Origin of the sequence: Streptomyces sp. NPDC048507, assembly GCF_043199995.1 — a bacterium.
Classification (GTDB): Bacteria; Actinomycetota; Actinomycetes; order Streptomycetales; family Streptomycetaceae; genus Streptomyces.
This window is the reverse complement of sequence record NZ_JBICWZ010000004.1, coordinates 577,227-603,196: the sequence shown is the minus strand read 5'-3', so window position 1 is coordinate 603,196 and position 25,970 is coordinate 577,227. Positions and strand designations below refer to the sequence as shown.

Here is a 25,970-nt window from a genome sequence, read left to right as displayed (position 1 = left end):
CGCTTACACCGCCTCGCGCAGGTCGAGGCCGATGTCCAGGATCGGCGAGGAGTGCGTCAGGGCGCCGACCGCCAGGAAGTCCACACCGGTCTCGGCGTAGGCGCGGGCGCTCTCCAGGGTGAGGCGGCCCGAGGACTCCAGGACGGCGCGGCCCGCGACGATCGTGACGGCCTCCTCCGTCTCCGGGACGGTGAAGTTGTCCAGCAGGATCAGGTCGGCACCCGCGTCCACGACCTCGCGGACCTGGTGCATCGTGTCGACCTCGACCTCGACGGGAACGTCCGGGAAGGCCTCGCGGACGGCCTTGAAGGCCTGGGCGACGCCGCCGGCGGCGACGACGTGGTTGTCCTTGACCAGGGCCGCGTCCGACAGGGACATGCGGTGGTTGACGCCGCCGCCGCAGCGGACCGCGTACTTCTCCAGCGAACGCAGGCCCGGGGTGGTCTTGCGGGTGTCGCGGACCTTCGCGGACGTGCCCTCCAGGACGTCGGCCCAGCGGCGGGTCGCCGTCGCGATGCCGGAGAGGCGGCACACGATGTTCAGGGCGCTGCGCTCGGCGGTCAGCAGGTCGCGGGTGCGCGAGCGCACCGACAGCAGCAGCTGCCCGGCCTCGACCTTGTCGCCGTCCTCGGCGTGCCGCTCCACCTCGAAGGCCTCGGTGCAGACCACGGAGAACACCGCCTCGGCGATGCGCAGGCCGGCCACCACGCCGGCCTCGCGGGCCACGAAGTCCGCGACGGCCTCGGCGTCCTCGGGGACGGTGGCCACGGTGGTCACGTCCACACCGCCGTCCAGGTCCTCGGACAGCGCCATGTGTGCGATGTCCTCGACCTCGATCGGGTCGAGGCCCGCGTCCACCAGCAGCTGGGCCAGCGCCGGGTCGAGGCCGGTCTCCTCGCCCTCGCCGCAGCCGCAGTCGTCGCCGCAGCCGCCTTCGTTCTGGTCGATCAGGGGGAGTTCGGGGGTGCTCACGGTCACTGCTCCAGGCTCTGGGGGGTGAGGGGGACGTCCACGGACGGGAAGTCCGCGCAGTCGGTGGGGGTGACGACCAGGGCCCGCCGCTCGGTCGCCGACAACCGGACCACGAGGTGACGGCGCCAGGCGGCGTCGTCCCGGCCGGGGTGGTCCTCGCGCCAGTGGCAGCCGCGGGTCTCGGCGCGCCGCTGGGCGGCGGCCACCAGGACGCGGGCCACGCACAGCAGGTTGGTCGCCTCCCAGGTCTCCACACCCGGGACGGCGGTCTTGCCGTGGGCCTCCAGCTCGCCCAGGGCCGTCGCGTAGAGGGTCTCCAGCGCGGCGGCGGCCGTGTCCAGCGAACGGGCGGAGCGGAGCACGCCCGCGCCGTCCGTCATGATGCGCTGGATCTCGTAGCGCGCCTCGGCGGGCTGGAGGGGGCCCGTCGCGGGGACGGGGATGCCCGGGCCGCCGCCCGCGGGGGCGTGCGCGACGATGTGGTCCGCGATGCGCTCGGCGAAGACCAGGCCCTCCAGCAGCGAGTTGGACGCGAGCCGGTTCGCGCCGTGCACGCCGGTGCAGGCCACCTCCCCGCACGCGTACAGGCCGGGGACGGTGGTGCGGCCCAGCAGGTCCGTACGGACGCCGCCCGAGGCGTAGTGCGCGGCGGGCGCGACCGGAATCGGCTCCGTCACCGGGTCGATGCCGTGGGAGCGGCAGGCGGCGAGGATCGTCGGGAAGCGGTTCTCCCACATCTCGGCGCCGAAGTGCCGGGCGTCCAGGTACATGTGCCGGGCGCCCTGCTGCTGCATGCGGCGCATGATGCCCTTGGCGACGATGTCGCGCGGGGCCAGTTCGGCGAGCTCGTGCTGGCCCACCATGAAGCGGACCCCGTCCGCGTCGACCAGGTGCGCGCCCTCGCCGCGGACCGCCTCCGACACCAGCGGCTGCTGGCCCTCGGCGTCGGGCCCGAGGAAGAGGACGGTGGGGTGGAACTGGACGAACTCCAGGTCGGAGACCTCCGCCCCGGCGCGCAGGGCCAGGGCCACGCCGTCGCCGGTGGACACCGACGGGTTGGTGGTGGCGGAGAAGACCTGTCCCATGCCGCCGGTCGCGAGGATCACGGCGGGCGCGTGGACGGCGCCGACCCCGTCGTGCTGGCCCTCGCCCATGACGTGCAGGGTGACGCCCGCGGTGCGGCCCTCGGCGTCCTGGAGGAGGTCCAGGACCAGCGCGTTCTCGACCGTCTCGATGCCCGCCTCGTGGACGGCCTCGACCAGGGCCCGGGAGATCTCGGCGCCCGTGGCGTCACCGCCCGCGTGCGCGATGCGGCGGCGGTGGTGGCCGCCCTCACGGGTCAGCTCTATCTCGCCGGTGGCGGCGGAGGTGTCGAAGACGGCGCCGGTGGCGATCAGCCGGCGGACCGCGTCCGGGCCCTCGGTGACCAGGAGCCGCACGGCCGCCTCGTCGCACAGGCCCGCGCCCGCGACGAGCGTGTCGTCCAGGTGCTGCTCGGGGGTGTCGCCCTCGCCCAGGGCGGCGGCGATGCCGCCCTGGGCCCAGCGGGTGGAGCCGTCGTCGAGGCGCGCCTTGGTGACCACGACCGTACGGCGGCCCGCGGCGGCGCAGCGCAGCGCGGCGGTCAGGCCCGCGACGCCCGAGCCCACGACCACGACGTCCGCGTCGACGGCCCAGCCGGGGGCGGGGGCGTGCAGCCGTATGCCGGTGCCGCCGGTGCCGCCCGCCGGGATGGCTCTGCCTGTGGTGCTCACGCGTGTGCTCCGAACTCCAATGGGATGTTGTCGATCAGCCGGGTCGCGCCGACCTTCGCCGCGACGGCCAGGACGGCCTCCCCGGTGAAGTCGGGGCCGACCTCGGTGAAGTCCTGCGGGTCCACCAGGGCCAGGTAGTCCAGGTCCAGCGGCGGATCGTGGCGGGCCGCCTCCTCCAGGACGTGCCGGGCGGCGGCCCGTACGGCGTCCGGCAGGCCCGCGCCGGCCGCGGAGACGGCGTGCGCGTCGGCGGAGGCGCGGATCTCGCCGAGCCGGGCCAGGCCCGCCGCGCGCTCGTCGCTGGCGGGGGCGGCCTCGGCGCGGGCCCGCAGGGCCGCCTGGGCGGCGAGCCGGTCCCGGCCCGCGAACAGGGCGCGGGACAGGGCGAGGGCGGTGCGCCGCTCGACCGGGTCCAGGTAGCGGTTGCGGGAGGACAGGGCGAGCCCGTCGTCCTCCCGGACCGTCGGGACGCCGGCCACCTCGACCGGGAAGTTGAGGTCGGTCACCATGCGCCGGATCAGGGCCAGCTGCTGGGCGTCCTTCTGCCCGAACAGCGCCAGGTCGGGGCGGGTGAGGTGGAGCAGCTTCGCGACGACGGTGAGCATGCCGTCGAAGTGGCCGGGCCGGGTGGCGCCTTCGAGGCGGCCGCCCATCGGACCGGCGGTGATCCGCACCTGGGGGTCGCCGCCGGGGTAGACCTCGTCGGCGGCCGGGGCGAACACGGCGTCGGCGCCCGCCTCGGCGGCGATGCGCAGATCGGCGTCCAGGGTGCGCGGGTAGCGGTCGAGGTCCTCGTTCGCCCCGAACTGGAGGGGGTTGACGAAGACGGTGACCACGACCTGTCCGTCCGGGCCGGCCTGGGCGCGGGCCGTGCGCACGAGGGTGGCGTGGCCCTCGTGCAGGGCGCCCATCGTCATCACGACGGCGCGGCGCCCGGAGCGCGGCAGCCCGTGCAGCTCGGCGGCGGTGTTCAGCAGGAGCGGGCCGGTCATCGCTCGCCACCCTCCGGTTCGGCGGTCGGTTCGGCGCCGTCCGCCAGGACGTCCAGCAGGTCCTCGGCGAGTTCGGGCTTGAGCAGGCCCTGCGCCAGGGCGCGGTCGGCGGTGGTGCGGGCCATCGCGAGGTACCCGGCCACGGTGGCCGGGGCGTGCTTGCGCAGCTCCGCCACGTGCGCGGCGACCGTACCGGCGTCACCGCGGGCCACCGGCCCGGTCAGCGCGGCGTCGCCGGAGCGCAGGGCGTTGTCCAGGGCCGCGCCCAGCAGCGGGCCGAGCATCCGGTCGGGGTGCTCGACCCCGGCCGTCCGGAGCAGCTCCATCGACTGGGCGACGAGGGTGACCAGGTGGTTCGCGCCCAGCGCGAGGGCGGCGTGGTAGAGCGGACGGCTGTCCTCGGCGATCCACTCGGGTTCGCCGCCCATCTCGATGACCAGCGCCTCCGCGGCCAGCCGCAGCTGCTCGGGGGCCGTCACGCCGAAGGAGCAGCCGCCCAGGCGTTGTACGTCGACCTCGGTGCCGGTGAAGGTCATCGCGGGGTGCAGGGCCAGCGGCAGGGCGCCCGCGCGGCGCGCGGGGTCGAGCACGGAGGTTCCGTAGCGCCCGGAGGTGTGGACGAGGAGCTGGCCGGGGCGGACGGCGCCCGTCTCGGCGAGGCCCTCGACCAGAGCGGGCAGCGCGTCGTCGGGGACGGTCAGCAGCACCAGCTCGGCGCGCTCCATCACCTGCGCCGGGCTGACCACCGGTACGTCGGGCAGCATCCGCGCGGCGCGCCGCCGGGAGGCGTCGGAGACTCCGGAGACGGCGACGGGGCGGTGCCCGGCCTGCCGCAGGGCGCGGGCCAGTGCGGGGCCGACCCGGCCCGCGCCGACGACGCCGACGGTGAGCCGGGCAGGGCGGTCGGACGGATCCCGGGGCTCCGTCTGATGGGGTGCGTTCACGCGGGGAGGGCCTTCCGTTCCAGTCCGCGGGGGGTACCGGACGATACGCCGCCATGCTAGCCCCTGGGGGACGGGCCGGTCGGCGGCGGCAGCGGGCATGATCGGGCCATGACGGATCACACGACGGGTGACGCGGCGGACGGCTCGGCGCACGGCGCGGCGGACGGCCCCGACGAGGCGGCGGAACGCGCGGACCGCCAGGAGGCGGCCTGGCGGGGGGCCGCGCGGGTGCTCACGCGCGGCGCCCGGGAGACGACGCTCGGCGAGCTCCTCGCCGCCCTGCCGCACGCCCCCTACGACCTGGACGAGCCGGCCGACGTGTACGGCGACGGGGTCGTCGCCGAGCTGGAGCGTCGGGTGGCCGGCCTGCTGGGCACCGAGGACGCGGCGTTCTTCCCGACCGGGACGATGGCCCAGCAGATCGCCCTGCGCTGCTGGGCCGGCCGCACCGGCAGCCCCGTGGTCGCCCTGCACCCGCTGAGCCATCCGGAACGCTGGGAGGGCGGCGCGCTGTCGGCCGTGTCGGGGCTGCGCACGGTGCACCCGACCACGGAGCCGCGCCAGCCCACCGGGGAGGAGGTCGGCGCCCTCCCGGAACCCTTCGGCACGCTGATGGTGGAGCTGCCGCTGCGCGACGCCGGCTTCGTGCTGCCCACCTGGGAGGAGCTGGAGGAGCTGGTGGACGCCGCCCGGGAGCGGGACGCGGTGGTGCACTTCGACGGGGCCCGGCTGTGGGAGTCCACCGCCCACTTCGGCCGGTCCCTCGCGGAGGTCGCGGCCCTCGCGGACTCCGTCTACGTCTCCTTCTACAAGTCCCTCGGCGGGCTGAGCGGGGCCGCTCTGGCCGGGACCCGGAGCTTCGTGGAGGAGACCCGCGTCTGGCGCCACCGCTACGGGGGCCAGGTGTTCCGGCAGTTCCCGCAGGCCCTGGCCGCGCTGGCCGGCCTGGAACGCGAGCTGCCGCGGCTGCCGGCCTACGCGGAGCGGGCGAAGGAGGTCGCCGAAGCGCTGCGGGAGGGCTTCGCCGGGGCCGGGCTGCCCTGGTTCCGCATCCATCCGCAGACGCCGCACACGCACCAGTTCCAGGTGTGGCTCCCGTACGGGGCGGACCGGCTGACGGAGGCGGGCGTGCGCCTGGCGCAGGAGACGGGGACGGTCTTGTTCCGCCGCTGGTCGGACCAGACCCCGCCGGGGCTGGCGATGACGGAACTGGAGATCACGGAGCCGGGTCTGGCGTGGACGCGGGAGGACGTCGGCACGGCGGTGAAGGGGTTCCTGGAGCGGCTGTAGCGGGGCGGGCGGCGGCGGGCCCCGCACACCTCAGCAGGTGCCCGGGCGCGGGCGCCACAGGCGGCGCAGGGTGTGCAGCCAGGGGTGGGCGGCGGGGCGGCCGTCGAGGACGGCGTTGAACTGGGCCCGCGTACGGACCTCGCGCAGGACGGCCACGTCGTCGCGGCCGGGCGGCGGGGGCTGCGGGGTCCCGTGCTGGGAGGCCCGGTAGGAGTCGAGGAGGTACTGCTCGATGGCGCTCATGCATCCACCCTCACCCCGTCGGCGGCACCCCGCGCGACGATTGACGCTCCCCGTCAATCGAGGCCTCCCACCTGCGCCGGAGCCCCCGTCGGCGGAGTGGCGGGGCTGGGCCGGGCGGCGTACCCCGGGCTCCGCCGCGAGCCGCCGACCGGCCAGAATGGGGCGATGAGCGTCACCATCGACATCGCCGGACTCCCCGCGGAGCGGATCTCCTTCGCGCCGGCCCCGCTGGCCGAGCTCTGCATGGCGCTGCACGCGCTGTCGCAGCCCACCCACCACCCCCGCCTGCAGTCCTGGACGACGGCCACCCGGGCCGCGCTGGACCCCTGCCTGGCGGACCGGCTGCTCGACGCGGACTTCATGTGGCGCAGCTCCTTCTCCGACGTCTTCATGCCCTTCGCCGGGATCCCCGGCGGCGACGGCCGCCCCGGGGCGACCCTGGCCGAGGACCTGGACGCGCTCGACCGGATGGACGACGAGCGGTTCGTGATGGCCGCCCTGGAACACTGCTGGCTCTCGCTCTACAACGAGGGCGGCTGGCCCTCCCCGCTGAAGGACGCCGGGGCCAGGGCCAAGGCGCTGGAGACGGCCGCCGCGCGCGGCCCCCGCCAGCTGGCGTTCTCCGTCCGGCTGCTCGACGACACCGACGCGGTCCGCGTCTGGCTGCGCCGGATGCTGGAGGACTGCGAGGAGGCCTTCTTCGCCGAGACCTGGCGGCGCCTGGAGCCCCGGCAGACGGCGGACACCCGGCACAAGACGGAGGTGCTGCGCCGCAAGGGGTTGCCCACGGTGCTGCGGGAGGTGTCCGCGGCGCTGAGCGTGGACGACGGGCTCACCACGATCACCGCCGACAAGATGGTCAACGGCCGGGCGACGGCCACCGATCCGCTGATCGGCTCCGGGCTGCTCTTCGTACCGACGAACTTCGGCTGGCCGCACCTGCTCGTGCTGCACGCGCCGGGCTGGCGTCCGGTGGTGCACTATCCGCTGGACTCCTCCGAACTGGGCGCTGCGCCCGGCTCGGTGGAGCTGCTCACCCGCCGGATGGAGGCGCTCGCGCACCCGATGCGGATGATGCTGTGCCGGAGCCTGGCGCGGGCCCCGTACACGACGAGCGAGCTGGCGCGGGTGTACGGGATCACGGCGCCGGAGGTGTCCCGGCACCTGGCGGTGCTGAAGAAGGCGGGACTGCTGCACACGCGCCGGCAAGGGCGTTACGTCCAGCATCAGTTGGATCTGGCGGTGGTGGCGCGGATAGGTTCCGATTTCATTGAGGGGATCCTGCGCTGACCATTCCGCGGTGACCTTTCTGCGGACGGTGGCCGGATTCGATCGGCGCAGACTCACCGATATGCGGATTTCACAAACCGGAAGCAGTTAAAAGTCTGGCGAGAGCGGTCAGTTGGTGCCTAACGTGCGTCCACTACCGACCCACCTGCCCCACCCCACTGCCCGCGTGCCGTGAAAGGACCTTCATGCCCTCTCGCCGTATAGCCGCAGCCACCGCCGCTCTGGCGGCCGCGGCCCTCGTCTCCCCGCTCCTCCTCGCCGGCCCGGCGGGCGCCACCGGCGGCCCCGACAGCGATGCCGCGAAGGGTGACGCGCTGGCCAGGAAGCTGGTCCAGGAGTCGACCGGCAAGGGTGCCAACAACCACCTCAAGGTCTTCCAGTCGATCGCCGACTACAACAAGGGCACGCGCGTCGCCGGCTCCAAGGGCCACGTCCAGTCGGCCACGTACGTCGAGGGCGTGCTGAAGGCGGCCGGGTACAAGGTCACGCGCAACGAGTTCGACTTCGTGTACGTCGAGACCGTCGCCGAGACGCTGAAGGTCAACGGCGACAACGAGCGCGACGTCCCGATCAACCTGATGACCTACACGGCCAGCGGCCCCGCGGACGGCGTCACCGCCCAGCTCGCGGTCGCCCCGGTCGACGCCGACGGCACCAACGGCTGCGAGCCCGGCGACTTCGCGCCCGGCACCTTCACCGGCAAGATCGCGCTGGTCAAGCGGGGCGGCTGCACCTTCGCGGTGAAGCAGGAGAACGCGGCGGCGGCCGGCGCGGTGGGCGCGATCATCTACAACAACACGGCGGGCACCCTGAACGGCACCCTCGGCGACCCCGCCGCGGGCAAGGTCCCCACCGGCGGCGTCTCCCAGGAGGAGGGCGAGAAGCTGGCCGCCGAGGCGGCCGCCGGCCCGGTCGAGCTCACCCTCGACATCCGCGAGCTGCGCGAGAACCGCAAGACCTTCAACGTGGTCGCCGAGACCAAGGGCGGCGACGAGAACAACACCGTCTTCCTCGGCGCGCACCTGGACTCGGTCGCGGCCGGTCCCGGCATCAACGACAACGGCTCCGGCTCGGCGGGCATCCTCCAGGTCGCGCAGCGCCTGGCGAGCAGCCAGACGAAGGTCAAGAACAAGGTCAAGTTCGCCTGGTGGTCGGCGGAGGAGTTCGGCCTGCTCGGTTCCGAGGCGTACGTCGCCTCGCTGACCCCGGAGCAGAAGAAGCAGATCAAGCTCTACCTCAACTTCGACATGATCGCCTCGCCGAACGCCGCGTACTTCGTCTACGACGGCGACGACTCCGACAAGGTCGGCTCGGGCCCCGGCCCGGAGGGCTCGGCGCAGCTGGAGAAGCAGATCACCGACTTCCTCGACGCGCAGAAGATCCCGCACGAGGGCAGTGACTTCACCGGCCGCTCGGACTACGGCCCGTTCATCGAGGCGGGCATCCCGTCCGGTGGCACGGACACCGGCGCCGAGGGCATCAAGACGGCCGAGCAGGCGGCGAAGTTCGGTGGCCAGGCGGGTGTCGCCTACGACGTGAACTACCACGGCAAGGGCGACGACATCAACAACATCGACCAGAAGGCGCTCGACATCAACGTCGACGTCATCGCGAACGCGGTCGGCCACTACGCCTACGACCTGGCCCCGCTGACGCAGCCGGTCGTCTCGAAGCCGACCACCGGTTCGGGCAACGGCGCCGGCGGTCTGCGCCCGGGCCACGACCACGACCACACCGTCTCGCAGTAGTCGTCACGCCACGCGCGCGCGAGCGCCGTGGCGGGGAGGGGCCGTCATCCCGTCGGGAGGGCGGCCCTTCGCCGTGTCCCGGCTACTGCGGCCGCGCCCGCGCCGGCGGCCACGGGGGGACGCCGACCGGCTGGACCAGCCAGCCGAAGTCGCCGAGCCCCCCGCGGGCCGTGAGCTCCGCCGCCCCGCCCGCCGCCGACAGGGCCCGGACGTACGCGGCCGGGTCGGTGGAGGCCAGGGCCAGCGCAGGGCGGCCGCCCGAGACGCCGAGCACGGTCAGCGCCTCGCGCTGGGTGAGCAGGACGGCGCCCGGCCCCGCGCAGGCGTCGAGCGCCACGTGCGCGGTGACGTCACCGGCGCCGTCCGGGACCGGCGCCACCTCCCGGCCCGCCCGGAACCCCGTCAGGGTGCCGTACGGGGGCCGGGCCGCGCGGGTGTGGGCGTAGTCGACCGCCACCGCCAGGCCCCGCTCCAGGGTGGCGACGGCCGCCGCCCAGGCCTCGTCCCGGGACCGGCCGACCTCCGCCCGGCCCTCCCCCGCCGCCGCGCCGGGCCACCACCGCTCCAGCCAGGCCAGGTCCGCCGGCTCAGGGGGGCCGCCGGAGCTCTCCGTACCGTCGGGGGCGACCAGGACGTAGCGGCCGTCCTCCACCACGTCCAGGGGGACGTTGTCCAGCCACTCGTTCGCGAACAGCAGCCCCACCGTCCCCGCCGGGGGCTCCGCCACCCAGCGGATCCGCGGGTCCAGCCCGGCCGGCTCCGCCGCGCGCTCCACCGCGTACGGGCGCACCCGCGCGGCCAGCGAGGGCTCCAGCGCCGCCAGCACCCCGGTCAGCAGCTCGCCGCGGCCGGCCCCGACGTCGACCAGGTCCAGCCGCGCCGGGTGCCCGAGCGCCGCGTCGACGGTGCCCAGCAGCCGGGCCACGGCTCCCGCGTAGAGGGGGGAGGCGTGCACGGAGGTGCGGAAGTGCCCGGCGGGCCCGGGGCCGCCGGGGCGCACGTAGAAGCCCCCCGGGCCGTACAGCGCGGCCTCCATCGCGGCCCGCCAGCGGACCGGTCCCCCCACTGCGTCCTCGGTGCTCATTCCACAAAGGCTAAGGTCACCCTCCACCTTGGGGAGTACTCCCCCGTCCCAGGGATCGCACCTGTGGTTGACTCCAGCACCTATCTCCGTTCCCTACTCTGGGTTACGTGCAGCGCCTCTACGACTTCATCCGCAGACACCCGACGGGCGTCGACAGCTTCTGGGCTGTCCTCCTCTTCGGGCTGTCCATGCTGATCGTCGCGAGCGACTCCGGTACGACCGGCACGAGCACCCTGCACCGGCTGCTGGCCGTGCCGGTCGTGGTCGCGCTGTGCACCGCCGTCGCGCTGCGCCGCAAGTGGACCGTGGCGATGTTCTGGCTGGCGGCCGGCGCGGGCGTCTACCAGCTGGCGGTGGGCCCGGAGGCGAACCTCTACGACTTCGCGATGCTGGTGGTCCTGTTCACCGTGGCCGCCGGCGACGTCCCGCGCTGGGTCTCGCGCACCGCGCTGGGCGTCGGCCTGCTGGCCTCGCCGCTGTACTTCGCGCGCCACGGCGTGGACAAGGGCCCCGGCACCAGTTCGGCCGAGGTCGTCCTGTTCACCCTGTTCATGATGGTCCCCTTCGCCCTGGCCTGGGTGATGGGCGACTCGCTGCGCACCCGGCGCGCCTATTACGCGCAGCTCGTCGAGCGCAACCAGCGGCTGGAGAAGGAGCGCGAGGCGCAGGCCAAGGTGGCGGTGGCCGCCGAGCGCGCCCGGATCGCCCGCGAGCTGCACGACGTCGTCGCGCACAACGTGTCGGTGATGGTGGTCCAGGCCGACGGGGCCGCGTACGTCATGGACGTGGCGCCCGAGCAGGCCAAGGAGGCCCTCCAGACGATCTCGGGGACGGGCCGGCAGGCGCTCGCGGAGATGCGGCGGCTGCTGGGCGTGCTGCGCACGGGCGAGCCGCAGGAGTCCGAGGACTACGTGCCGCAGCCCGACGTCGAGCAGATCGAGGTGCTGGTCGAGCAGGTCCGGGCGGCCGGGCTGACGGTGGACTTCGAGGTCGAGGGCGCCCCCCGCAAGCTGCCGAGCGGGGTCGAGCTGACCGCGTACCGGATCGTCCAGGAAGCCCTGACGAACACGCGCAAGCACGGGGGCCCGGAGGCCAGGGCGAGCGTCCGGCTGGTCTACTTCGACGACGGGCTGGGCCTGTTGGTCGAGGACGACGGCCGGGGCGCGGCCCACGAACTGTACGAGGACGGCGGCGCCGACGGCGCCGGACACGGCCTGATCGGCATGCGCGAGCGCATCGGTATGGTCGGGGGAACCCTGGATGCGGGCCCGCGGCCGGGAGGCGGCTTCCGCATCAGCGCGCTGCTCCCGCTCAAGAAGAGATGACGAGGTCGAGGTAACTGATGTCCATTCGCGTGATGCTCGTCGACGACCAGGTGCTGCTGCGCACGGGCTTCCGTATGGTGCTCGCCGCCCAGCCGGACATGGAGGTGGTCGCCGAGGCGGGCAACGGCCTGGAGGCGCTGGAGGTGCTGCGGGCCACGAAGGTGGACGTGGTGCTGATGGACGTGCGCATGCCGAAGCTCGACGGGGTCGAGGCGACCCGGCGGATCTGTGAGCCGGAGGAGCACCCGAAGGTGATCATCCTGACCACCTTCGACCTGGACGAGTACGCCTTCTCCGGGCTGAAGGCGGGGGCGAGCGGCTTCATGCTGAAGGACGTGCCGCCGGGCGAGCTGCTGGCCGCGATCCGGTCCGTGCACAGCGGGGACGCGGTCGTGGCCCCCTCGACGACGCGGCGGCTGCTGGACCGGTTCGCGCCGATGCTGCCGTCGACGACGCAGGAACCGCAGAACAAGCAGGTCGAGCGGCTGACGGACCGGGAGCGCGAGGTCATGCTGCTGGTGGCCCAGGGGCTGTCCAACGGCGAGATCGCGGCCCGGCTGGTCCTCTCGGAGGCCACGGTGAAGACGCACGTGGGCCGCATCCTGACCAAGCTGGACCTGCGCGACCGGGTCCAGGTCGTGGTCCTGGCCTACGAGACGGGTCTGGTCCGCGCGGGCGGGCTGTAGCCGCCGGGCCCGGCGGCTCCGGCCCGGGGCCGCCGTCAGGCCGTCGTGCGCAGGTGGGCCAGCAGCGTGGAGAGGGTGTCCCAGGCGGCCGGGTCGGTGCCGTCGCCGAGGGGGTAGTGCAGGCCCGGCCGGTGGCCGGGGCCGACCGCGGCCGGGCGCAGGGCCAGCGGCGGGCGCCGGGCGTGGGTCAGTGTGGCCCGGGCGACGCCGGCCCCGCCCAGGGTGAAGGACACCGGCAGCGGCGCCGCCGCGAACCGCGGCACCACCGCGAGGTCGCGGGGGCCCGGCCCGACGGAGGCCAGCATGCTGACCAGGCCGTGTTCGGCGACCAGCGTCCCGGCGAGGTCCTGGAGCGCGGCCGGCGGCAGCGGGTCGGCGGGGCCCCGGCCCAGGGTCAGGGTGACGTCCTCCTCGACCCCGTCCGCCGTGCGGCTCACCCGTACGACGGCCAGCGCGTCCGGCCCCACCACGGTGAGCAGGGTCGGCTCCGGGGCCCGCCCCCGGGCCAGCCCGGTCAGCTGGCGGGGCGACCAGGGCAGGTTCACCGGCTCGGCGGTGCCCCAGCCCGCCGGCGCCCGCCCGGTCAGGGCCCGCCAGGCGGCCTCGACGGAACGGCCGAGCAGGGTCTCCTCGTCGGCGGGGTGCTCCGTACGGAACGAGACGGTCAGCCGGGTCTCCCCCGCCACCGCCCCGGCGTCGGCCCGCGTGAAGGCGGCCGCGGCCCGGGTCCGGCCGGCCGCGTCGCGGACGGGTGCGAAGGTGCCGTCCTGCCAGCTCAGGACCGCCCCGGAGAGGCCGTCGTAGTAGCCGCAGTCGGGGTCCTGGACGACCCACCGGTTGGGCGCGCCGGTCAGCGCGGCGCGCAGCGGCAGGCTGAGCCGGCAGTGGGCGGGGGTGACGATGTGCAGGGCCGCGCCGAAGCCGGCCGTGGTGCGCAGGACGTCCGACAGCCAGGCCGTCAGCGGGACCACGGGCCGGTCGGCGAGGACGACGGCGGTGGACTCGGTGACCACGTCGACGGTGGGCAGGGCCCCCACCGGCGCGGGCGCCGCCGCGGCCCCGGAGTCGACCGGGACCTCGGTGATCCGGCCGGCGCCGGGGGGCCAGACCGTGCCGCCCAGGACCTCGGCGAGCCGCCCGGCCACGCCTCCGGCCAGGTCGGCGGCCTCGGGGACGGCGGTGGAGGCGCGGGTCTCCGTCCACCACAGGGGGGTGCGCGCGGAGGTGCCGAGGAGGCGTTCCACCTCGCCGGGCACCTGGACCAGGACGGGCGCCTCCACCGAGACCAGCGGCCGGCCGCCCGCGCCCAGCAGCTGGATGACGGCCCCGTCGGCGACGGCCGTGGCGTCGAGCCCGGTGCCGCCCGCCGCGAGGGCCACGAGCAGCGCGGCCGTGTCGGGCATCTTCGGGGTGAGGGCGATGACGTCCTTGGTCACGGTGTCACGGTGCTTCCTGGGTGAGGGGCGCGGCCAGCGCGGTCTGCACGATCTGGTGCGGGCGGCCGCGCCGGACGAGGGTGCCGCGGCCCGGCGGCTGGGCGCTCGCGTACAGCTGCGGGAAGAGCTGGCCCTCGGAGCGTTCGCCGTTCATGACGAGCGCGGTGGTGCCGGATTCGCGCAGGGTGGTCAGCAGCGGTTCGTACAGCGCCCGGGAGGAGCCGGCCACGCGCCGGGCGATGACGAAGTGCAGGCCGATGTCCTGGGCGGACGGCAGGTAGGGCACGAACGCCTGGAGCGGCTGCTGTCCGGCGGTGGTGAGGATGTCGTAGTCGTCGACGAGGACCACGATGCGCGGGCCCGCGAAGCCGGGGCCGTCGCCGGGTTCGGCGTCGGGGTCGAAGCCGTCCTCGGGGAGCCGCTTGTCGAGTTCCTTGGCGATGCCCGCCGACAGCGCTCCGGCCAGCTTCGCGTTGTGCGCGTAGCCGCCCCGGTAGGGCTCGGGGACGACTCCGCGCAGGCCCCGGCGGGGGTCGTAGACGGCGAAGACGAGTTCGTCCTCGCCGTGCCGGGCGATGAGCTGGCGGGCGATCAGGGAGAGCAGGTTGGTCTTGCCGCATTCGGTGTCGCCGAGGACCAGCAGGTGCTGGTCCTGGCCGAAGAGGTCCAGCAGGACGGGCGCGAGGACGTCCTGGTCCACGCCGACGGGGACACGGTGCGGCTCCTCGGCGGGGGAGGGCAGCCGGGCGGCGGGCAGCCGGGCGGGCAGGACCCGTACCGGGGAGGCGAGGTCGCCGTGCCAGGTGGCGAGGACGGTCCCGGCGGCTTCCTCCAGGGCGGCGGCCAGGTCGGTGGTGGCGCCGCGGGAGTCGATGCGGGGCAGGGCGGTCTGCGCGAAGAGCTTGCCGTCGGTCAGGACCCGGCCGGGGGTGTCCGGGGAGATGGTCTCGGACAGCTTGCGGTCGATCGCGGAGTCGGCGGGGTCGCCCAGGCGCAGTTCGATCCGGCTGCCGAAGAGGGACTGGTTGGCGATGCGCACGTCGTTCCAGCGGAGCATGCCCGCGACGACGTGGATGCCGTAGCCGCCGCCGCGCTTGAGGAGGTCGGTGACGGCCTCGTCCAGGTCGGCGAACTCCTCGCGCAGGGCCCCGTACCCGTCGACGAGGAGCACGATGTCGGTGGAGGCCAGTGCGGGCAGCGCGCCCTCGGCGCGGAGCCGGCGCAGCTGCTCGACGGAGTCGACGGAGTGCTCGCGGAAGAGTTCCTCGCGGGCGGCGAGCATGCCCCGCACCTCGGCGACGGTACGGGCGGCCCGCTCCCGGTCGGCGCGGCCCGCGATCCCGCCGACGTGCGGCAGTCCGGCGAGCGCGGCGAGGCCTCCCCCGGCCAGGTCGAGGCCGTAGACGGCGACCTCCTGCGGGGTGTGGGTGAGTGCGAGGGACAGGGCGAGGGTGCGCAGCAGGGTGGTCTTGCCGGACTGCGGGCCGCCGGTGACGGCGGTGTGCCCGCCGGCGACCTTCAGGTCGAGTTCCCAGGGGCCGCGCCACTGGCGGGCGGGGTCGTCGAGGACACCGAGCGGCACCCGCAGGGGCGGGCGGCGGGCGTCGGCGAGCTGGAGTCCGCGCCCGGTGACGGAGAGCGGCCCGGCGGCGGCGTCGAGGGGGACCGCGTCGGGCAGCGGCGGGAGCCAGATGCGGCGTACGGGCGGGGCGGCCGCGGCGAGCTGGTCGACGATGACGCCGAGGACGCTGGGGCCGGACTCGCGGGCGGTGGCGGTGGGCTTCTCCTCGGCGGGTTCGGCGGCGCCGGCGCTGTCGCGCAGGGTGTTGAAGGCCGGGTAGGGCAGGGCGAGGGGACCCTGCGCGGCGGGGTCGCGGTCACCGGCGGGCCCCCGGTAGCGGCCGGAGACGTAACCGGCCTTGAAGCGGGTGTAGGTGGAGGTGTCCACCTTGAGGTAGCCGAAGCCGGGCAGCGGTGGCAGCTGGAAGGCGTCGGTGGTGTCGAGGACGGTGCGGGACTCGTCGGCGGAGAAGGTGCGCAGGCCGAGCCGGTAGGAGAGGTAGGTGTCCAGGCCCTTGAGCTTGCCGCCCTCGATGCGCTGGCTGGAGAGCAGCAGGTGCACGCCGATGGAGCGGCCGATGCGGCCGATGGACAGGAACAGGTCGATGAAGTCGGGCTTGGCGGTGAGGAGTTCGCCGAACTCGTCGATGACGACGAAGAGGTGCGGCAGCGGCTCCAGTTCGGGGTTCTCGGCGCGCAGGACGGCGTAGTGGCCGATGTCGGCGACGTGTCCGGCGTCCTTGAGGACCTGCTGGCGGCGCTTGACCTCGCCCGCGAGGCTGGTGTGGACGCGCTCCACGAGGCCGGCCTGGTTCTCCAGGTTGGTGATGACGCCGGCGACGTGCGGCAGCTTCTCGAAGGGGGCGAAGGTGGCGCCGCCCTTGTAGTCGACGAGGACCATGGCGAGGTCTTCGGGCGCGTGCGTGGTGACCAGGGCCAGGACGAGCGTGCGCAGGAGCTCGCTCTTGCCGGATCCGGTGGCGCCGACGCACAGCCCGTGCGGGCCCATGCCGAGCTGGGAGGACTCCTTGAGGTCCAGCAGGACGGGGCCGTGCCGGTCGTCGATGCCGATGGGGACGCGCAGGAAGTCCCGTTCCCCGCGCGGCGCCCACATCCTCGGCACGTCGAGGGCGGCGGGGTCGGTGATGCCGAGCAGCCCCATGAAGTCCACGGGCCCGGAGACGGGGGTGCCCTCGGCGATGGATTCGGCGGACAGCCGCAGCGGCGCGAGCATCCGGGCCAGGCCCTCGGCGGTGGCGGGGCCGAGGTCGTCGCAGAGGCCCTCGGCGGCGGGGGCCTGCGGGGTGCGCAGGTCCCGGACGGTGACGCGGGGGCCGTCCACGGTGATCCGTATCGTCACCTCGTCGGGCTCGTGGACCTGCTCGGCGAGCAGGTGGAGCACGGTGGTGTTCATGTCGGCGAGGCCCACCGCGGTGTCGGGGCGGGGCAGTTCGACGGCGTTCTCCCCGTACTCGTCGCTGACGACGAGGAGCCGGCCGGCGAGGGCCAGCGCGCGCCGGTCGGACAGGCCCCGGCGGACCTCGGCCGCGTAGGAGGCGCGGCGGCGCAGTTCGGGGGCGAGGACGTCGGCGAGCTGGGGCAGGCTGGGGGCGATGCGGCGGGCGGCGACCGGGCCGTCCTGTTCCTGCGGGTCGAGGACGTGCGGGAGCCACTTGGCCCACTCCCAGTCCGCTTCGAGGCGGTCGCCGGGGACGCCGAGGGCGAAGGCGACGTCGTCGGGGGCGTGCAGGACGGCGGTGTGCACGAGCAGGGCGCGGGCGACGCGCAGGACGCCCTCGCGGTCGCCAACGACGCTGATGTTCCCGGCCCGGTCCAGGGGCACGGTCAGCGGGAAGTCGCTGGCGCGGGCGAAGCGGGACATGAGCGCGCCCGCTTCGTTGAGCATGAACCGGTCGGGCGGGGTCAGGACGCCGCCGCCGCCCGCGGCGAGGGCGAGCGGCTGGACGGCTACCTCGCCGGTGCCCAGCCGGGGCCGCAGGAAGTCGGGGTCGGCGCGGCGGCGTTCCCACAGCCGGGCCGGGTCGCGCACGAGGTCGTAGAGGGCCTCGGGGGGCGGGTTGAGCCGGCGGGCCTCCTCGCGGAGCTCCTTCTCGCGCGCGCCGAGTTCCTCGCGCTGCTCCTCCAGGTACTCCAGGTAGCGCTCGCGCTGGGAGCGGCGGGTGCGCTGGGCCTTGCCGCGCTGGGACCAGAACAGGGCGACGGCGCCGATCAGTGCGAAGACCAGCACGATCGCGCCGACGGCGGCGAACTGGCTGTTGCGGATGACGGTCATCATCACGACCGAGCCCATCACGCCCGCCATCGGCAGGAGTGCGGTGGCCGGGCTGCCGATCTTGCCCTCGGGCAGGTTGGGCGGGGCCTCGACGCTGCGGGGTTCGGCGGGGGCCGGGGGCAGGGTGCCCCGGGCGGGCCGGTGGACGAGCTGCTGGGTCACCGGGCCGCACCGGCCGCCGGGAGCGCGAGGGCCCGCTGGAGCACGTCCGCGGCGAGGCGTACGGAGGCCTGCCGGGTCCGGGCGCCGAGGAGTTCGGTGCGGACGGCGCCGCCGGAGGCGAGGTGGCGGTCGTACGGGAGGACGACGACCCCGGCGCCGGTCGCGCCCAGCTTCTCGGCGGCCTTGCCGAGGTCGATGGCGGGGTGCGGGGACTGGCAGGTGAGCACGACGGTGGTGCGGGGCAGCACGGGTACGGGGAGGGTGGCGAGCCAGTCGAGGACGGCGTGGGTGGAGACGAGGCCCTCGGCGGTGGCGGGGGTGGTCAGGACGCGGGCGTGCGCGGTGTCGAGGGCGGTACGGGCCACCTCGCCGGGCAGGGTCTCGCAGTCGACGACGGTGACGCCGAAGTAGCGGCGCAGGGCGACGGTCACCGTCCGGTAGGTGGCGACGTCGACCTGGGCGCCGATGCGGCCCTGGCTGCCGGGCAGCAGCCAGCCGCCGTCGGCGAGCGGGACGAGGTAGCCGGTGACGTCGGTGAGCTGCATGGAGGGGCGGACGATCTGGGCGAGGTCGCCGCAGGTCCAGCGCAGGGACTCGACGCCGAGCCGGACGGGCAGGGTGCCGAGGGCGGCGTCGGCCTCCAGGGTGAGCACCGGGTCGTGGCGGAAGTGGTTGTAGGTCCGGCTGAGGAGGGCGGTGACGGTGGTCTTGCCGGAGCCGCCGCGGATGCTGGTGACGACGATGTGGCGGCCGGTGGTGACGGGCTGCTGCACCTGGGCGGCGAGGCCGCTCTCGGTGGCGACGGCCCGCGCGGCGGAGCCGCCGAGCGCGCCGCGCAGCACGCGCAGCACCCGCCGCCCGGCGGGATCCCCGTGCCGCGGCCGCCCGGCGGCCTCGGTCCCGGGCACCGGCACCGTCTCGGGCGCGAGCCGCCGGCCCTGCGGGGCGGGGGCGTAGGGGTAGCTCTGCGGCCCGGGCCGGCCGGCGGCGGAGGCCGGGGCGGCGGAGGCCGGGGCGGCGGAGGCCGGGGCCGGGGCGGCGGCGGTGACGGAGCCGTCGGCGTGGTGCGGGGCCGGCGGCGGTATGGGGGGCGGTCCGGGCTCGGCGGTGGCCGGGACCGGGCCCGGCGCACCGGACCCCGCGGGCCGCCCCGATCCCGTCAGCTCGCCGAGGACCCCGGCCTGCCAGTCGTCACGCCGGCTCTGGCTCATGTCTGACATGTCTGAGTCGCAACCCTTACGCGAAGGTGCCGAGCAGCCGCCCGTACACGCCGAACACCCCGATGAGCAGCGGGAACAGCACGATGACGCCGATCGACTCGGCGGTGTCCCCGAATCGCCGCAGCCGGACCCGTACGTGCTCGGGCGGCTGTACGGCCAGCACCCCGAGCGCCGCCAGCGCCAGCGCCAGCAGCGCCGCCAGCGGCCCGGCCGACCCGGCCCGGTCCGCCCACACCAGCAGCGCGGCGACGGTGACGGCGGCCCCGGCCAGCAGCAGCGCGACGACCTCCGCGACGAGCGGGAACGCCCGCGCGCGCAGCCACAGTACGGCGGCGACGGCCACGGCCAGCGACACCGTCCAGACGTCCGGCTCCCGCAGCGCGAGCACCCCGGCCGCGCCCGCCGAGACGGCGGTGGCGAGGGTGGCCAGCACCATGCCCCGGTGGGTGGCGCCGAGGGCGGTCGCGACCTTGTACCGGCTGACCGAAGCCCCGCGCGCCCGCTGGTCGTCCAGCCCGGTCAGTCCGGCCGCGGCCAGCGCGAGCCGCGGCAGCACCCCGAGCAGCACCACCGAGGCGACGGCCAGAACGGCGCCGGTACGGGCCCCCGAGCCGTCCTGTGCGACGGCGACGGCCTCCCAGCCCCCGGTCAGCGCCGCCACTGCGGCGGCCCCGACGAATCCGCCCCGCCCGAGCGGCGTGAACCAGCCCAGCAGGGCCAGCGCCACCGCGAGCGCGCCCGCCACGGCGGCGAGCCGTCCCATCGGGCCCCAGTGCTGCGCGTCGCCCAGGGTCCACGCCCCGAGCACCCCGACGGCACCGGTGCTCGCCAGCAGCGCCGCGGCGAGCCCGGACCGCTTCAGCCGCCCGGCGAGAGCCCCGAGGACCCCGCAGAAGGCGGCGGCCGCGAGCAACGCCCCGGCGACGGCGCCCGGCGCGAACTCCCGCCGGGCGAACCACCCGGCGAGCAGCGCCCACCCGACCAGTCCGGCCCCGGCGGTGACCCGCCGCGCGGACGGCCGCCAGCGCCAGGCGCGTACGTCCAGGTCTTCGGCGGCTTCGTCCGTCACGTCGTGCACGACGGGCGCGGACGGCACGTCCTGCACCCGCACGAGCCGCAGCACCGCGCCGTCGGCGACGCCGGCGTCCGCCAGACAGGTGTCGTGTTCGATGACCGACCCGTCACCGGTGACCAGATGCCGCAGCATCGGCTGCGCGGCGACCCGGTCGTCCAGCATCCGTATGACGTCGGGCAAAAGCCGCCCGACAGGCTCCCGGGAGGGCAGTACGAGGTCCATCCGCCGCCGCTCACCCACCAGGGTGACCCGGCTCAGTACCGTCCCGCTTCCCGCCCCCATGCTCACCACGCGCCCGAACCTATCACCGAGTGCTGACCTGACCCGGGGCGGCGACCTTGCCGATGAGCCGGTGCGAGATGAACGACCAGCCGACGCAGCCCGCGCACAGCACGGCCGCGATGACCAGCCCGGCGACGGCCTTCCCGATCCGCTCGTCGGCCACCCGCCGCCCGCGCTGCGCCCCGAACAGCACGGCGTCGCGCATCCGCCGCCGCCGCACGGCGACCGACTCCAGCAACTGACTGTCGTAGTCCTCAGCCGACATCCCGGCCTCCCCTCTCCCTGTCGTCGCCCCCGACGCTAATACGCCCCCTCCCCCCACCGAAACCACCGGCCCGGCTCGGGCCGGCAATGCCCTCCGGTCCATCGCTTCGGGTCCGCCACCTCAGGTCCTCCTTCGCCCCATGCGTCCGCCCGCAGGGTGAACAGCTTCTCCGCGCGCCGCCGCTCGCCCGCCTCCGTCCACTCGCCGGTACGCCCCGCCGCTCGCACAACGGCGCGCCCACGGCACGCCGGTCGACCAGCACGACGGCCCCCGTGCCCCCTCCCGTCACCAGGCCCTCGGACCCCAGGACGTGTCCGACCTCGCGGAGCAGCCCCAGCACCCTGAGGCACCCGCCATCGGCCGGATCCCGCAGGGGCGGAGCCTCCCAGAACCATTCCCCGACGGGCTCGGAGGTGATCATCGGCAACTCTTCTCGCTCAGCCGCCGGCGCTCGCCGGCTGCACTACATGAGGTCGGTGAGGTCCGGGCCCCGGCCGTCGACGAGTTCCGCGTCCCGGAGCCCGTGGGCCTTGGACACGCCGAAGTACGTGGGCTCCCCGGGCTCGGCCTCGACGCCCAGCAGCGCGTCCAGCTCCCGCAGCGCCGCTGCCAGGCGGGGTGCGTTGCGTGCGTACACGGCGGGGTGCGGGGTGCCGCGGAAGTCGCAGGTGCCCCAGACGTCGTGGTGCACGGACAGCTCCGCGGACGGCCCGATGGAGTCGGGCGACACCAGCAGCTCCACCAGGCGCTCCTCCGTGCGGCCGACGCCCTCCGCGTCGAACCACGTACCGGAGCCGGCGACGACGAAGCCCGTCATCTCCGCACCGGGGTGCCCCACCGGCCGGCAGGCGCGCACGTCGTCCGCCGTCTGCTGGTCGGTGAGGGACCTCCGCAGGAGGCTCAGCACGCTGTCGATGCCCAGGCCGCCCTCGCCGACCTCGAACCAGCTCCACTTCAGGGCGTGCGGTTCCAGCAGCCCGTGCGCGGACAACACGCCGGTCATCCGCGCGGCCGTCGCCAGCGCCGGCTCCAGCCCCGGCTCACTCACCTCGTCCAGGTCCCAGAACCACGAGCCGCTGTCCTCCGGCGCCCGCATCAGCATCGGATCCCCCTCCGAGTTGCCCGCGTGGCCGGGAGATCAGCGGCCGGGAGCGGCGGCCACGATCGTCCCGATGAGGCCGGCCGCCTTGAGCTCGTCGAGCTCGGCCAGGCCCGCCGCCTTGGCCTCCGCTTCGGAGCCGGGGATCAGGTCCGTCGGCTCCCAGCGCAGGTCGCGGCCGTACAGCTCGTCCGTGTGCCCGTCCCGCAACACCCGCCGCCGCAGCAGGGGGCCCTGGCCGTCCTCCGCCATGTAGTACGTGACCCGCCCGTCGGCGTCGAGGGCGTCGAGGACCGTGTCGTCGAGCAGCGTGACGGGCACCGTGGTGAGGTAGACCGCCAGCGGGCCGGGCCGGAACCGCATGCCCGTCAGATCGAGGAACCCGGCATCGTCCCGGGCGAACTCCCCGCCCCTCTCGTAGAAGCGGACCAGCGGCTCGTAGAGGTCGGGAAGACCCGAGAACGCGTCCGGGTTCTGACCACGGAGCTCCGCCAGGCGCACCGCGCCCGAGCAGGTGTTCTTCACCTCCACGTTGGGCAGCCGGACCAGCAGCTCCGCGAGCCCGGCTTCGGCGTCCGGGGCGAGCCGGAACGCGGGATCCACGTACGAGGTGACGTCGAAGAAGGGCCAAGCACCCTCGGCCGCGTACGCCTGGGCCCACACCGCAGCCCGCCGCATGTACTCGCGGAACAGGACCCGGCGCGACTTGACCCGGTCGAACGCGAAGTCCCAGTCGCCCGGCCAGTCCACGGCCCGGAGCCGGTTCAGAGCAGAGGATGCCGTCCGGTCCGTCACTTGAGTTCAATTCCCTTCGCGCGCAGCTCGTCCTTGAGAGCCGCCACCATCTCGTCGATATTGGACAGATCGGAGGCCAGCTCGATCTTCGGAACGTCGAACCCTACCGCTCGCCAGTGGTTGAAGTTGCCCTTGTTCTCGTTCAGGGCAAGATCATGCGCACCGGCGTCGCGGGGATCCCGGGGGAATTCGTGATAATGCTCCGTGATCCCCAGCTCGTTCTCGTAAGTCCCCCACAGATGCGGGGAATCGACGACGTAGGGCAGCCCGGCGTCCATCAGATGGCTCTCGACGTACTCGTGCGCGATGTACCGCTCGAACTTCGTGGCTTCCTCGGGACTGAGGCTCCGCTGACCGGCGGCTTCCCAGATTTCCGCGATGTCCGCCCGAGGCGTGAAATACCCGTTCCGCGCGACACCGGGAGCCTCGGACACCACGTGTTCGCTCAGGAAGAAGTGGGTGCGTACGCGGTCCAGCACCTGCGGGCTGATACCGGTGTTGTCGGAAATCGCCGAGATGTCGAGGGATTCCGGGTCGGCGCGGACCCCGTCGTAGAACTCCGCCGCCCGTACGTGGTCCACGGTGGGCTCTTCGATGTAGCGCGCGCCGTCCGGCCGGACTTCGGACCCGCCGGGGAGCACCCCGTCATCGGCGGCGCCGGCAGGACCGTCCGGGAGCGAACCGCCGCCAGGGCCGTCGCCCTGGTGGGGGATGGTCGGCCCGTCGTGGCCGCCGCCGCCCGTGGTCGGTCCGTCGTGACCGCCGCCGCCTGTGGTGGGGGTGTCGGTGTGGTGGGTGCCGCCGGTGTGGGTGGGGTCGGTGCCGCCGGGTTCGGTGTGGGTGTTGTGGGCCGTGTTGTCCGCGACACCGCCGGGGGTGTGTTCCGCGACGCCGCCGGGGGTGTGGCCCGCCGTGCCGCCCGGGGTGTGGGCGGTGACGTCCGCGGTGTGGGCGCCCACGCCGACCGGGACGGGTTCGTGCTTGGGGACTTCGGCCAGGGGGTGGTCGGAGCCCTTGGGGACCGAGGTCAGGTCCTGCTTGGGGACGCCCTGGTGGTCCAGGAGCTGGTTCGTGGTCTTGTCGAAGTACTGTGGCCGGCCCAGCGCGTCGTCGGGGAGACGGACCGTGTCCTCGGGGTGAGGGAAGGTGACTCCCGGGGCGTCCGCCTTCGGGAGGTCCTTCCAGATCACGTCGTCGAGCTTGGGGAACGCGCCGTCGGCCTTGCCGAGGTTCGCGAACAGATCACCGATCTTGATCTTCGCGAGGGAGCCGGCCTTGCCGATGTAGGTGATCGGGTCGATCAGCCGGCCCGCCTTCCCCGCCACCGACAGGACCTTCGCGACACCGCCCGCCTTCGCCGCCGTCCCCGCACCACCGGTGAACACCGTCGTCAGCACGTTGAAGGTGACCGCGCCCGCCGCCCGCGCCGGGTTCTTGCCCCACTCGTCCCACGCCACCAGCGCCTTGCCGGTCTCCTTCACCGCCGTCCGCGAATCCCGGATCCACCCCGGCAGGTCCTTGTCGTCCGCCATCCAGAACGCCGTGCTCATCCCCGGCACCGACATGATCGCCAGACCCGTCGCCAGCTTCGCCAGCCCCGTCCACGCCTGACCGGCCTTGTCCCAGCCGTCCACACCGACGAGCGTGCCCAGGCCCCGGATCGTGCCCCAGATCCCGTCGACGATCAGACCGTCCCACACGAACGACTTGACCCAGTGCCCCACCTCGTACCAGCGGTGGGTCTCCTCCAGCTGCGAACCCCACGGCAGGTCCTGCGCCTTGTTCAGGTCCTCGCCCTTGTACCCGTACATGTTCGCCCCGTGCGAACCGTCGTCCGCCGTCAACGGAGCCCCGCAGTACAAAGCACGGATCTTGTTCGCGCAGGTGCGTTCCGCGGCCCAGAACGCCGAGACCGCCGCGTTGACGTCGTGGATCAGATCGTTGTTCTCATCGATCTTGTCCCCGTCGTCCTTCCAGTGCTCATCCCCACTGATCTTGTTGTTGAAGGTCGTGGCCTTCGCCTGGAGCGTCTTCAGCTGCGCCACGATCGGCCGCGCTTCGGTGATGTACTCACCCAGCGCCTTCGCCGCCGACTCCAGCTGATCCGCGAAGAAATCACTGTCCGTCTTCACCGGCTTCGTCGTCGCGAACAACTGCGCCGCCTCCGGCGCCGAATAGAACGCCGACAACCCCTGGAACTCGGAATCCACGTTCGAACCCGCGTCACGGAACGTCCCCGCCGCCGCAGTGATCGCCGTGTGATCCTGCTGCAACGCGTCCAGATCACCCGTGAACTGCGGAATCGTGCACGGATTGATCGGTACGTGATCGGTCACTTCTGCCCCGCCCCCGGGAGATCCACCTTCGGCTCCTTCAGCGCTTCGCGCTGCGCGTTCGCCGCCTGCTCCAGGTTGCCCTGCACGTACGCCGTCGTCGCCTTGATGGCGCCGTTGAGCGAGGCCTCCGTACGCGCCGAGATGTACGCGAGCCGGTAGTTGTGGGAGTTCATGAGCTCGCCGAGCGCACCGGCGATCGGACCCATTCCCCCGCCTTCACCGCCCGTGCCGCCGCCCGGAGTCACCGTGCCGGCGTGCTTGGCCGCCTCCGGCAGCTCCGTCTGCAGCGAGTTGCCCGCCTTCTGGAAGCCTTCCGCCGCGGTGATCGTCTTGTTGACGACGCCCTGCACGCCGGACGGCTTGATGTCCCAGCTCATGAACTGCCCCCGTGTCCTTCGTTTCCCTCGTCGGATCCCCTACGGCGCGAGCCGTCAGCCGATGCCGTCAGCCGATGCCGTCCACCGCCGCCTTCGCCTTGGCCAGCGTGGCCTGCGCGGTGGTGTCGTTCTGCTCCAGCGTGCCGCGCACGAGGCGGATGATGTCGCGCACCTCGTTCGCCGCCTTGTGCCAGCGCAGTTCCTTGCCGTGGTACTCGTCCGAGACCCCGTCGGCGGTGAATTCGGACATCGCCGCCTTCACCGCCGCCTCGCGCTCGCCGAGCACCCGCTCCAACTGGCCGATGATGCCGGCCAGTCCGCCCTGCACCTCCACGGAGGCGGCGACGTCGTACGACGTGCGGTCCAGGTTCTGTCCCATGTCCCTCAATCCCCCCGGGATCAGCGCGCGCCGAAGCGCGCGGCGTCGAAGTTCGCGGAGCCCTGGTTCTGGTGGGCGTTGTCCTGCTGCTCCTGGTCACCGGTGGTAAAGGAGGTGTCCATGCCCTGCTGGCCGCCGAGGATCGCGCGCAGCGAAGCGTTCAGCTCCGCCGTGATCGCGTCCGAGCGGCGCTTGAACGAGTCGAACGCGGCCCGTCCGGCTCCGTTGAACTTGCCCTCCAGCGGATCCGCCGCGGCGACCAGCAGCTTGATCAGCGTGCCGAGGTCGTCGCTGGAGCCGCTCGTGGCCTTGCCCAGCTCGGACAGCGTCGTGCTGCCCATGTCGAACTTCATTCACCCACCC

The 25,970-nt window shown here is 74.1% G+C and carries 22 protein-coding genes; 5 read left to right on the top strand and 17 right to left on the bottom strand.

What is annotated here, in order from left to right; genetic code table 11:
• Positions 1-3: 3 nt before the first annotated feature.
• From nadC to ACGFXC_RS15825, 4 genes are read right to left on the bottom strand one after another with little or no spacing between them, the layout of a single operon-like run.
• The gene (gene nadC, locus ACGFXC_RS15840; RefSeq protein ID WP_393713111.1) at positions 4-972 is read right to left on the bottom strand and encodes a carboxylating nicotinate-nucleotide diphosphorylase; all 969 of its coding nucleotides are present in this window, start codon (positions 970-972) and stop codon (positions 4-6) included.
• A gap of 2 nt (positions 973-974) precedes the next feature.
• Positions 975-2,726: an L-aspartate oxidase gene (locus ACGFXC_RS15835; RefSeq protein WP_393713109.1), complete on the bottom strand. Its 1,752-nt coding sequence runs from the start codon at positions 2,724-2,726 to the stop codon at positions 975-977.
• Positions 2,723-3,718: a pantoate--beta-alanine ligase gene (gene panC, locus ACGFXC_RS15830; protein WP_393713107.1), complete on the bottom strand. Its 996-nt coding sequence runs from the start codon at positions 3,716-3,718 to the stop codon at positions 2,723-2,725. The genes ACGFXC_RS15835 and panC overlap by 4 nt, the downstream gene beginning before the upstream one ends.
• Entirely contained in the window at positions 3,715-4,662 is a 948-nt protein-coding gene (locus ACGFXC_RS15825) for a Rossmann-like and DUF2520 domain-containing protein (RefSeq protein WP_393713105.1), read from the bottom strand. The genes panC and ACGFXC_RS15825 overlap by 4 nt, the downstream gene beginning before the upstream one ends.
• A 108-nt stretch (positions 4,663-4,770) precedes the next feature.
• On the opposite strand from ACGFXC_RS15825, the gene ACGFXC_RS15820 reads away from it, so the two are divergent.
• A complete protein-coding gene (locus ACGFXC_RS15820; protein WP_393713103.1) occupies positions 4,771-5,952 on the top strand; it encodes a threonine aldolase family protein in 1,182 nt (393 codons plus the stop codon).
• A gap of 30 nt (positions 5,953-5,982) precedes the next feature.
• On the opposite strand, the gene ACGFXC_RS15815 is transcribed toward ACGFXC_RS15820, so the two are convergent.
• Entirely contained in the window at positions 5,983-6,195 is a 213-nt protein-coding gene (locus ACGFXC_RS15815; RefSeq protein WP_393713101.1) for a hypothetical protein, read from the bottom strand.
• A 165-nt stretch (positions 6,196-6,360) separates the two neighbouring features.
• Here ACGFXC_RS15815 and ACGFXC_RS15810 point away from each other — a divergent pair, with 165 nt between their 5' ends.
• Together ACGFXC_RS15810 and ACGFXC_RS15805 are read left to right on the top strand one after the other, a co-directional pair.
• The gene (locus ACGFXC_RS15810; protein ID WP_393713099.1) at positions 6,361-7,485 is read left to right on the top strand and encodes a DUF5937 family protein; all 1,125 of its coding nucleotides are present in this window, start codon (positions 6,361-6,363) and stop codon (positions 7,483-7,485) included.
• A 185-nt stretch (positions 7,486-7,670) separates the two neighbouring features.
• A complete protein-coding gene (locus ACGFXC_RS15805) occupies positions 7,671-9,233 on the top strand; it encodes a M28 family metallopeptidase (protein ID WP_393713098.1) in 1,563 nt (520 codons plus the stop codon).
• Between the two features lie 82 nt (positions 9,234-9,315).
• Here the strand turns inward: ACGFXC_RS15805 and ACGFXC_RS15800 are convergent, their stop codons facing one another.
• Positions 9,316-10,317, bottom strand: coding sequence for an SAM-dependent methyltransferase (locus ACGFXC_RS15800; protein ID WP_393713096.1), 1,002 nt, complete (start codon positions 10,315-10,317; stop codon positions 9,316-9,318).
• 107 nt (positions 10,318-10,424) lie between these two features.
• Here ACGFXC_RS15800 and ACGFXC_RS15795 point away from each other — a divergent pair, with 107 nt between their 5' ends.
• Both ACGFXC_RS15795 and ACGFXC_RS15790 read left to right on the top strand, forming a co-directional pair.
• On the top strand, positions 10,425-11,642 hold the full coding sequence (locus ACGFXC_RS15795) for a sensor histidine kinase (RefSeq protein ID WP_393713094.1): 1,218 nt from the start codon (positions 10,425-10,427) through the stop codon (positions 11,640-11,642).
• A 17-nt stretch (positions 11,643-11,659) separates the two neighbouring features.
• A complete protein-coding gene (locus tag ACGFXC_RS15790) occupies positions 11,660-12,328 on the top strand; it encodes a response regulator (RefSeq protein ID WP_393713092.1) in 669 nt (222 codons plus the stop codon).
• Positions 12,329-12,363: 35 nt separating this feature from the next.
• On the opposite strand, the gene ACGFXC_RS15785 is transcribed toward ACGFXC_RS15790, so the two are convergent.
• From ACGFXC_RS15785 to ACGFXC_RS15735, 11 genes are all read right to left on the bottom strand, one after another.
• A complete protein-coding gene (locus ACGFXC_RS15785; protein WP_393713090.1) occupies positions 12,364-13,764 on the bottom strand; it encodes a DUF6177 family protein in 1,401 nt (466 codons plus the stop codon).
• 4 nt (positions 13,765-13,768) lie between these two features.
• Positions 13,769-17,779, bottom strand: coding sequence for a type VII secretion protein EccCa (eccCa, locus tag ACGFXC_RS15780; protein WP_393713088.1), 4,011 nt, complete (start codon positions 17,777-17,779; stop codon positions 13,769-13,771).
• On the bottom strand, positions 17,776-18,999 hold the full coding sequence (locus ACGFXC_RS15775) for a hypothetical protein (RefSeq protein WP_393713086.1): 1,224 nt from the start codon (positions 18,997-18,999) through the stop codon (positions 17,776-17,778). The genes eccCa and ACGFXC_RS15775 overlap by 4 nt, the downstream gene beginning before the upstream one ends.
• Before the next feature lie 16 nt (positions 19,000-19,015).
• Positions 19,016-20,365 (bottom strand): type VII secretion integral membrane protein EccD, encoded by a 1,350-nt coding sequence (eccD, locus tag ACGFXC_RS15770; RefSeq protein ID WP_393713084.1) that lies wholly within the window; start codon positions 20,363-20,365, stop codon positions 19,016-19,018.
• Positions 20,366-20,378: 13 nt separating this feature from the next.
• The gene (locus ACGFXC_RS15765) at positions 20,379-20,621 is read right to left on the bottom strand and encodes a hypothetical protein (RefSeq protein WP_393713082.1); all 243 of its coding nucleotides are present in this window, start codon (positions 20,619-20,621) and stop codon (positions 20,379-20,381) included.
• 463 nt (positions 20,622-21,084) lie between these two features.
• On the bottom strand, positions 21,085-21,723 hold the full coding sequence (locus tag ACGFXC_RS15760; RefSeq protein WP_393713080.1) for a hypothetical protein: 639 nt from the start codon (positions 21,721-21,723) through the stop codon (positions 21,085-21,087).
• Between the two features lie 36 nt (positions 21,724-21,759).
• Positions 21,760-22,470 (bottom strand): hypothetical protein, encoded by a 711-nt coding sequence (locus ACGFXC_RS15755; protein ID WP_393713078.1) that lies wholly within the window; start codon positions 22,468-22,470, stop codon positions 21,760-21,762.
• Between the two features lie 41 nt (positions 22,471-22,511).
• Positions 22,512-24,851 carry a hypothetical protein gene (locus ACGFXC_RS15750; RefSeq protein WP_393713077.1) on the bottom strand — a complete coding sequence of 780 codons (2,340 nt, stop codon included), beginning with the start codon at positions 24,849-24,851 and terminating at the stop codon, positions 22,512-22,514.
• Positions 24,848-25,228, bottom strand: a complete 381-nt coding sequence (locus ACGFXC_RS15745; protein ID WP_393713075.1) for a DUF6507 family protein — start codon at positions 25,226-25,228, stop codon at positions 24,848-24,850. The genes ACGFXC_RS15750 and ACGFXC_RS15745 overlap by 4 nt, the downstream gene beginning before the upstream one ends.
• 67 nt (positions 25,229-25,295) lie before the next feature.
• Positions 25,296-25,607, bottom strand: coding sequence for a pore-forming ESAT-6 family protein (locus tag ACGFXC_RS15740; protein WP_351815803.1), 312 nt, complete (start codon positions 25,605-25,607; stop codon positions 25,296-25,298).
• A 20-nt stretch (positions 25,608-25,627) separates the two neighbouring features.
• The gene (locus ACGFXC_RS15735; RefSeq protein ID WP_393713073.1) at positions 25,628-25,960 is read right to left on the bottom strand and encodes a hypothetical protein; all 333 of its coding nucleotides are present in this window, start codon (positions 25,958-25,960) and stop codon (positions 25,628-25,630) included.
• Positions 25,961-25,970 lie beyond the last annotated feature (10 nt).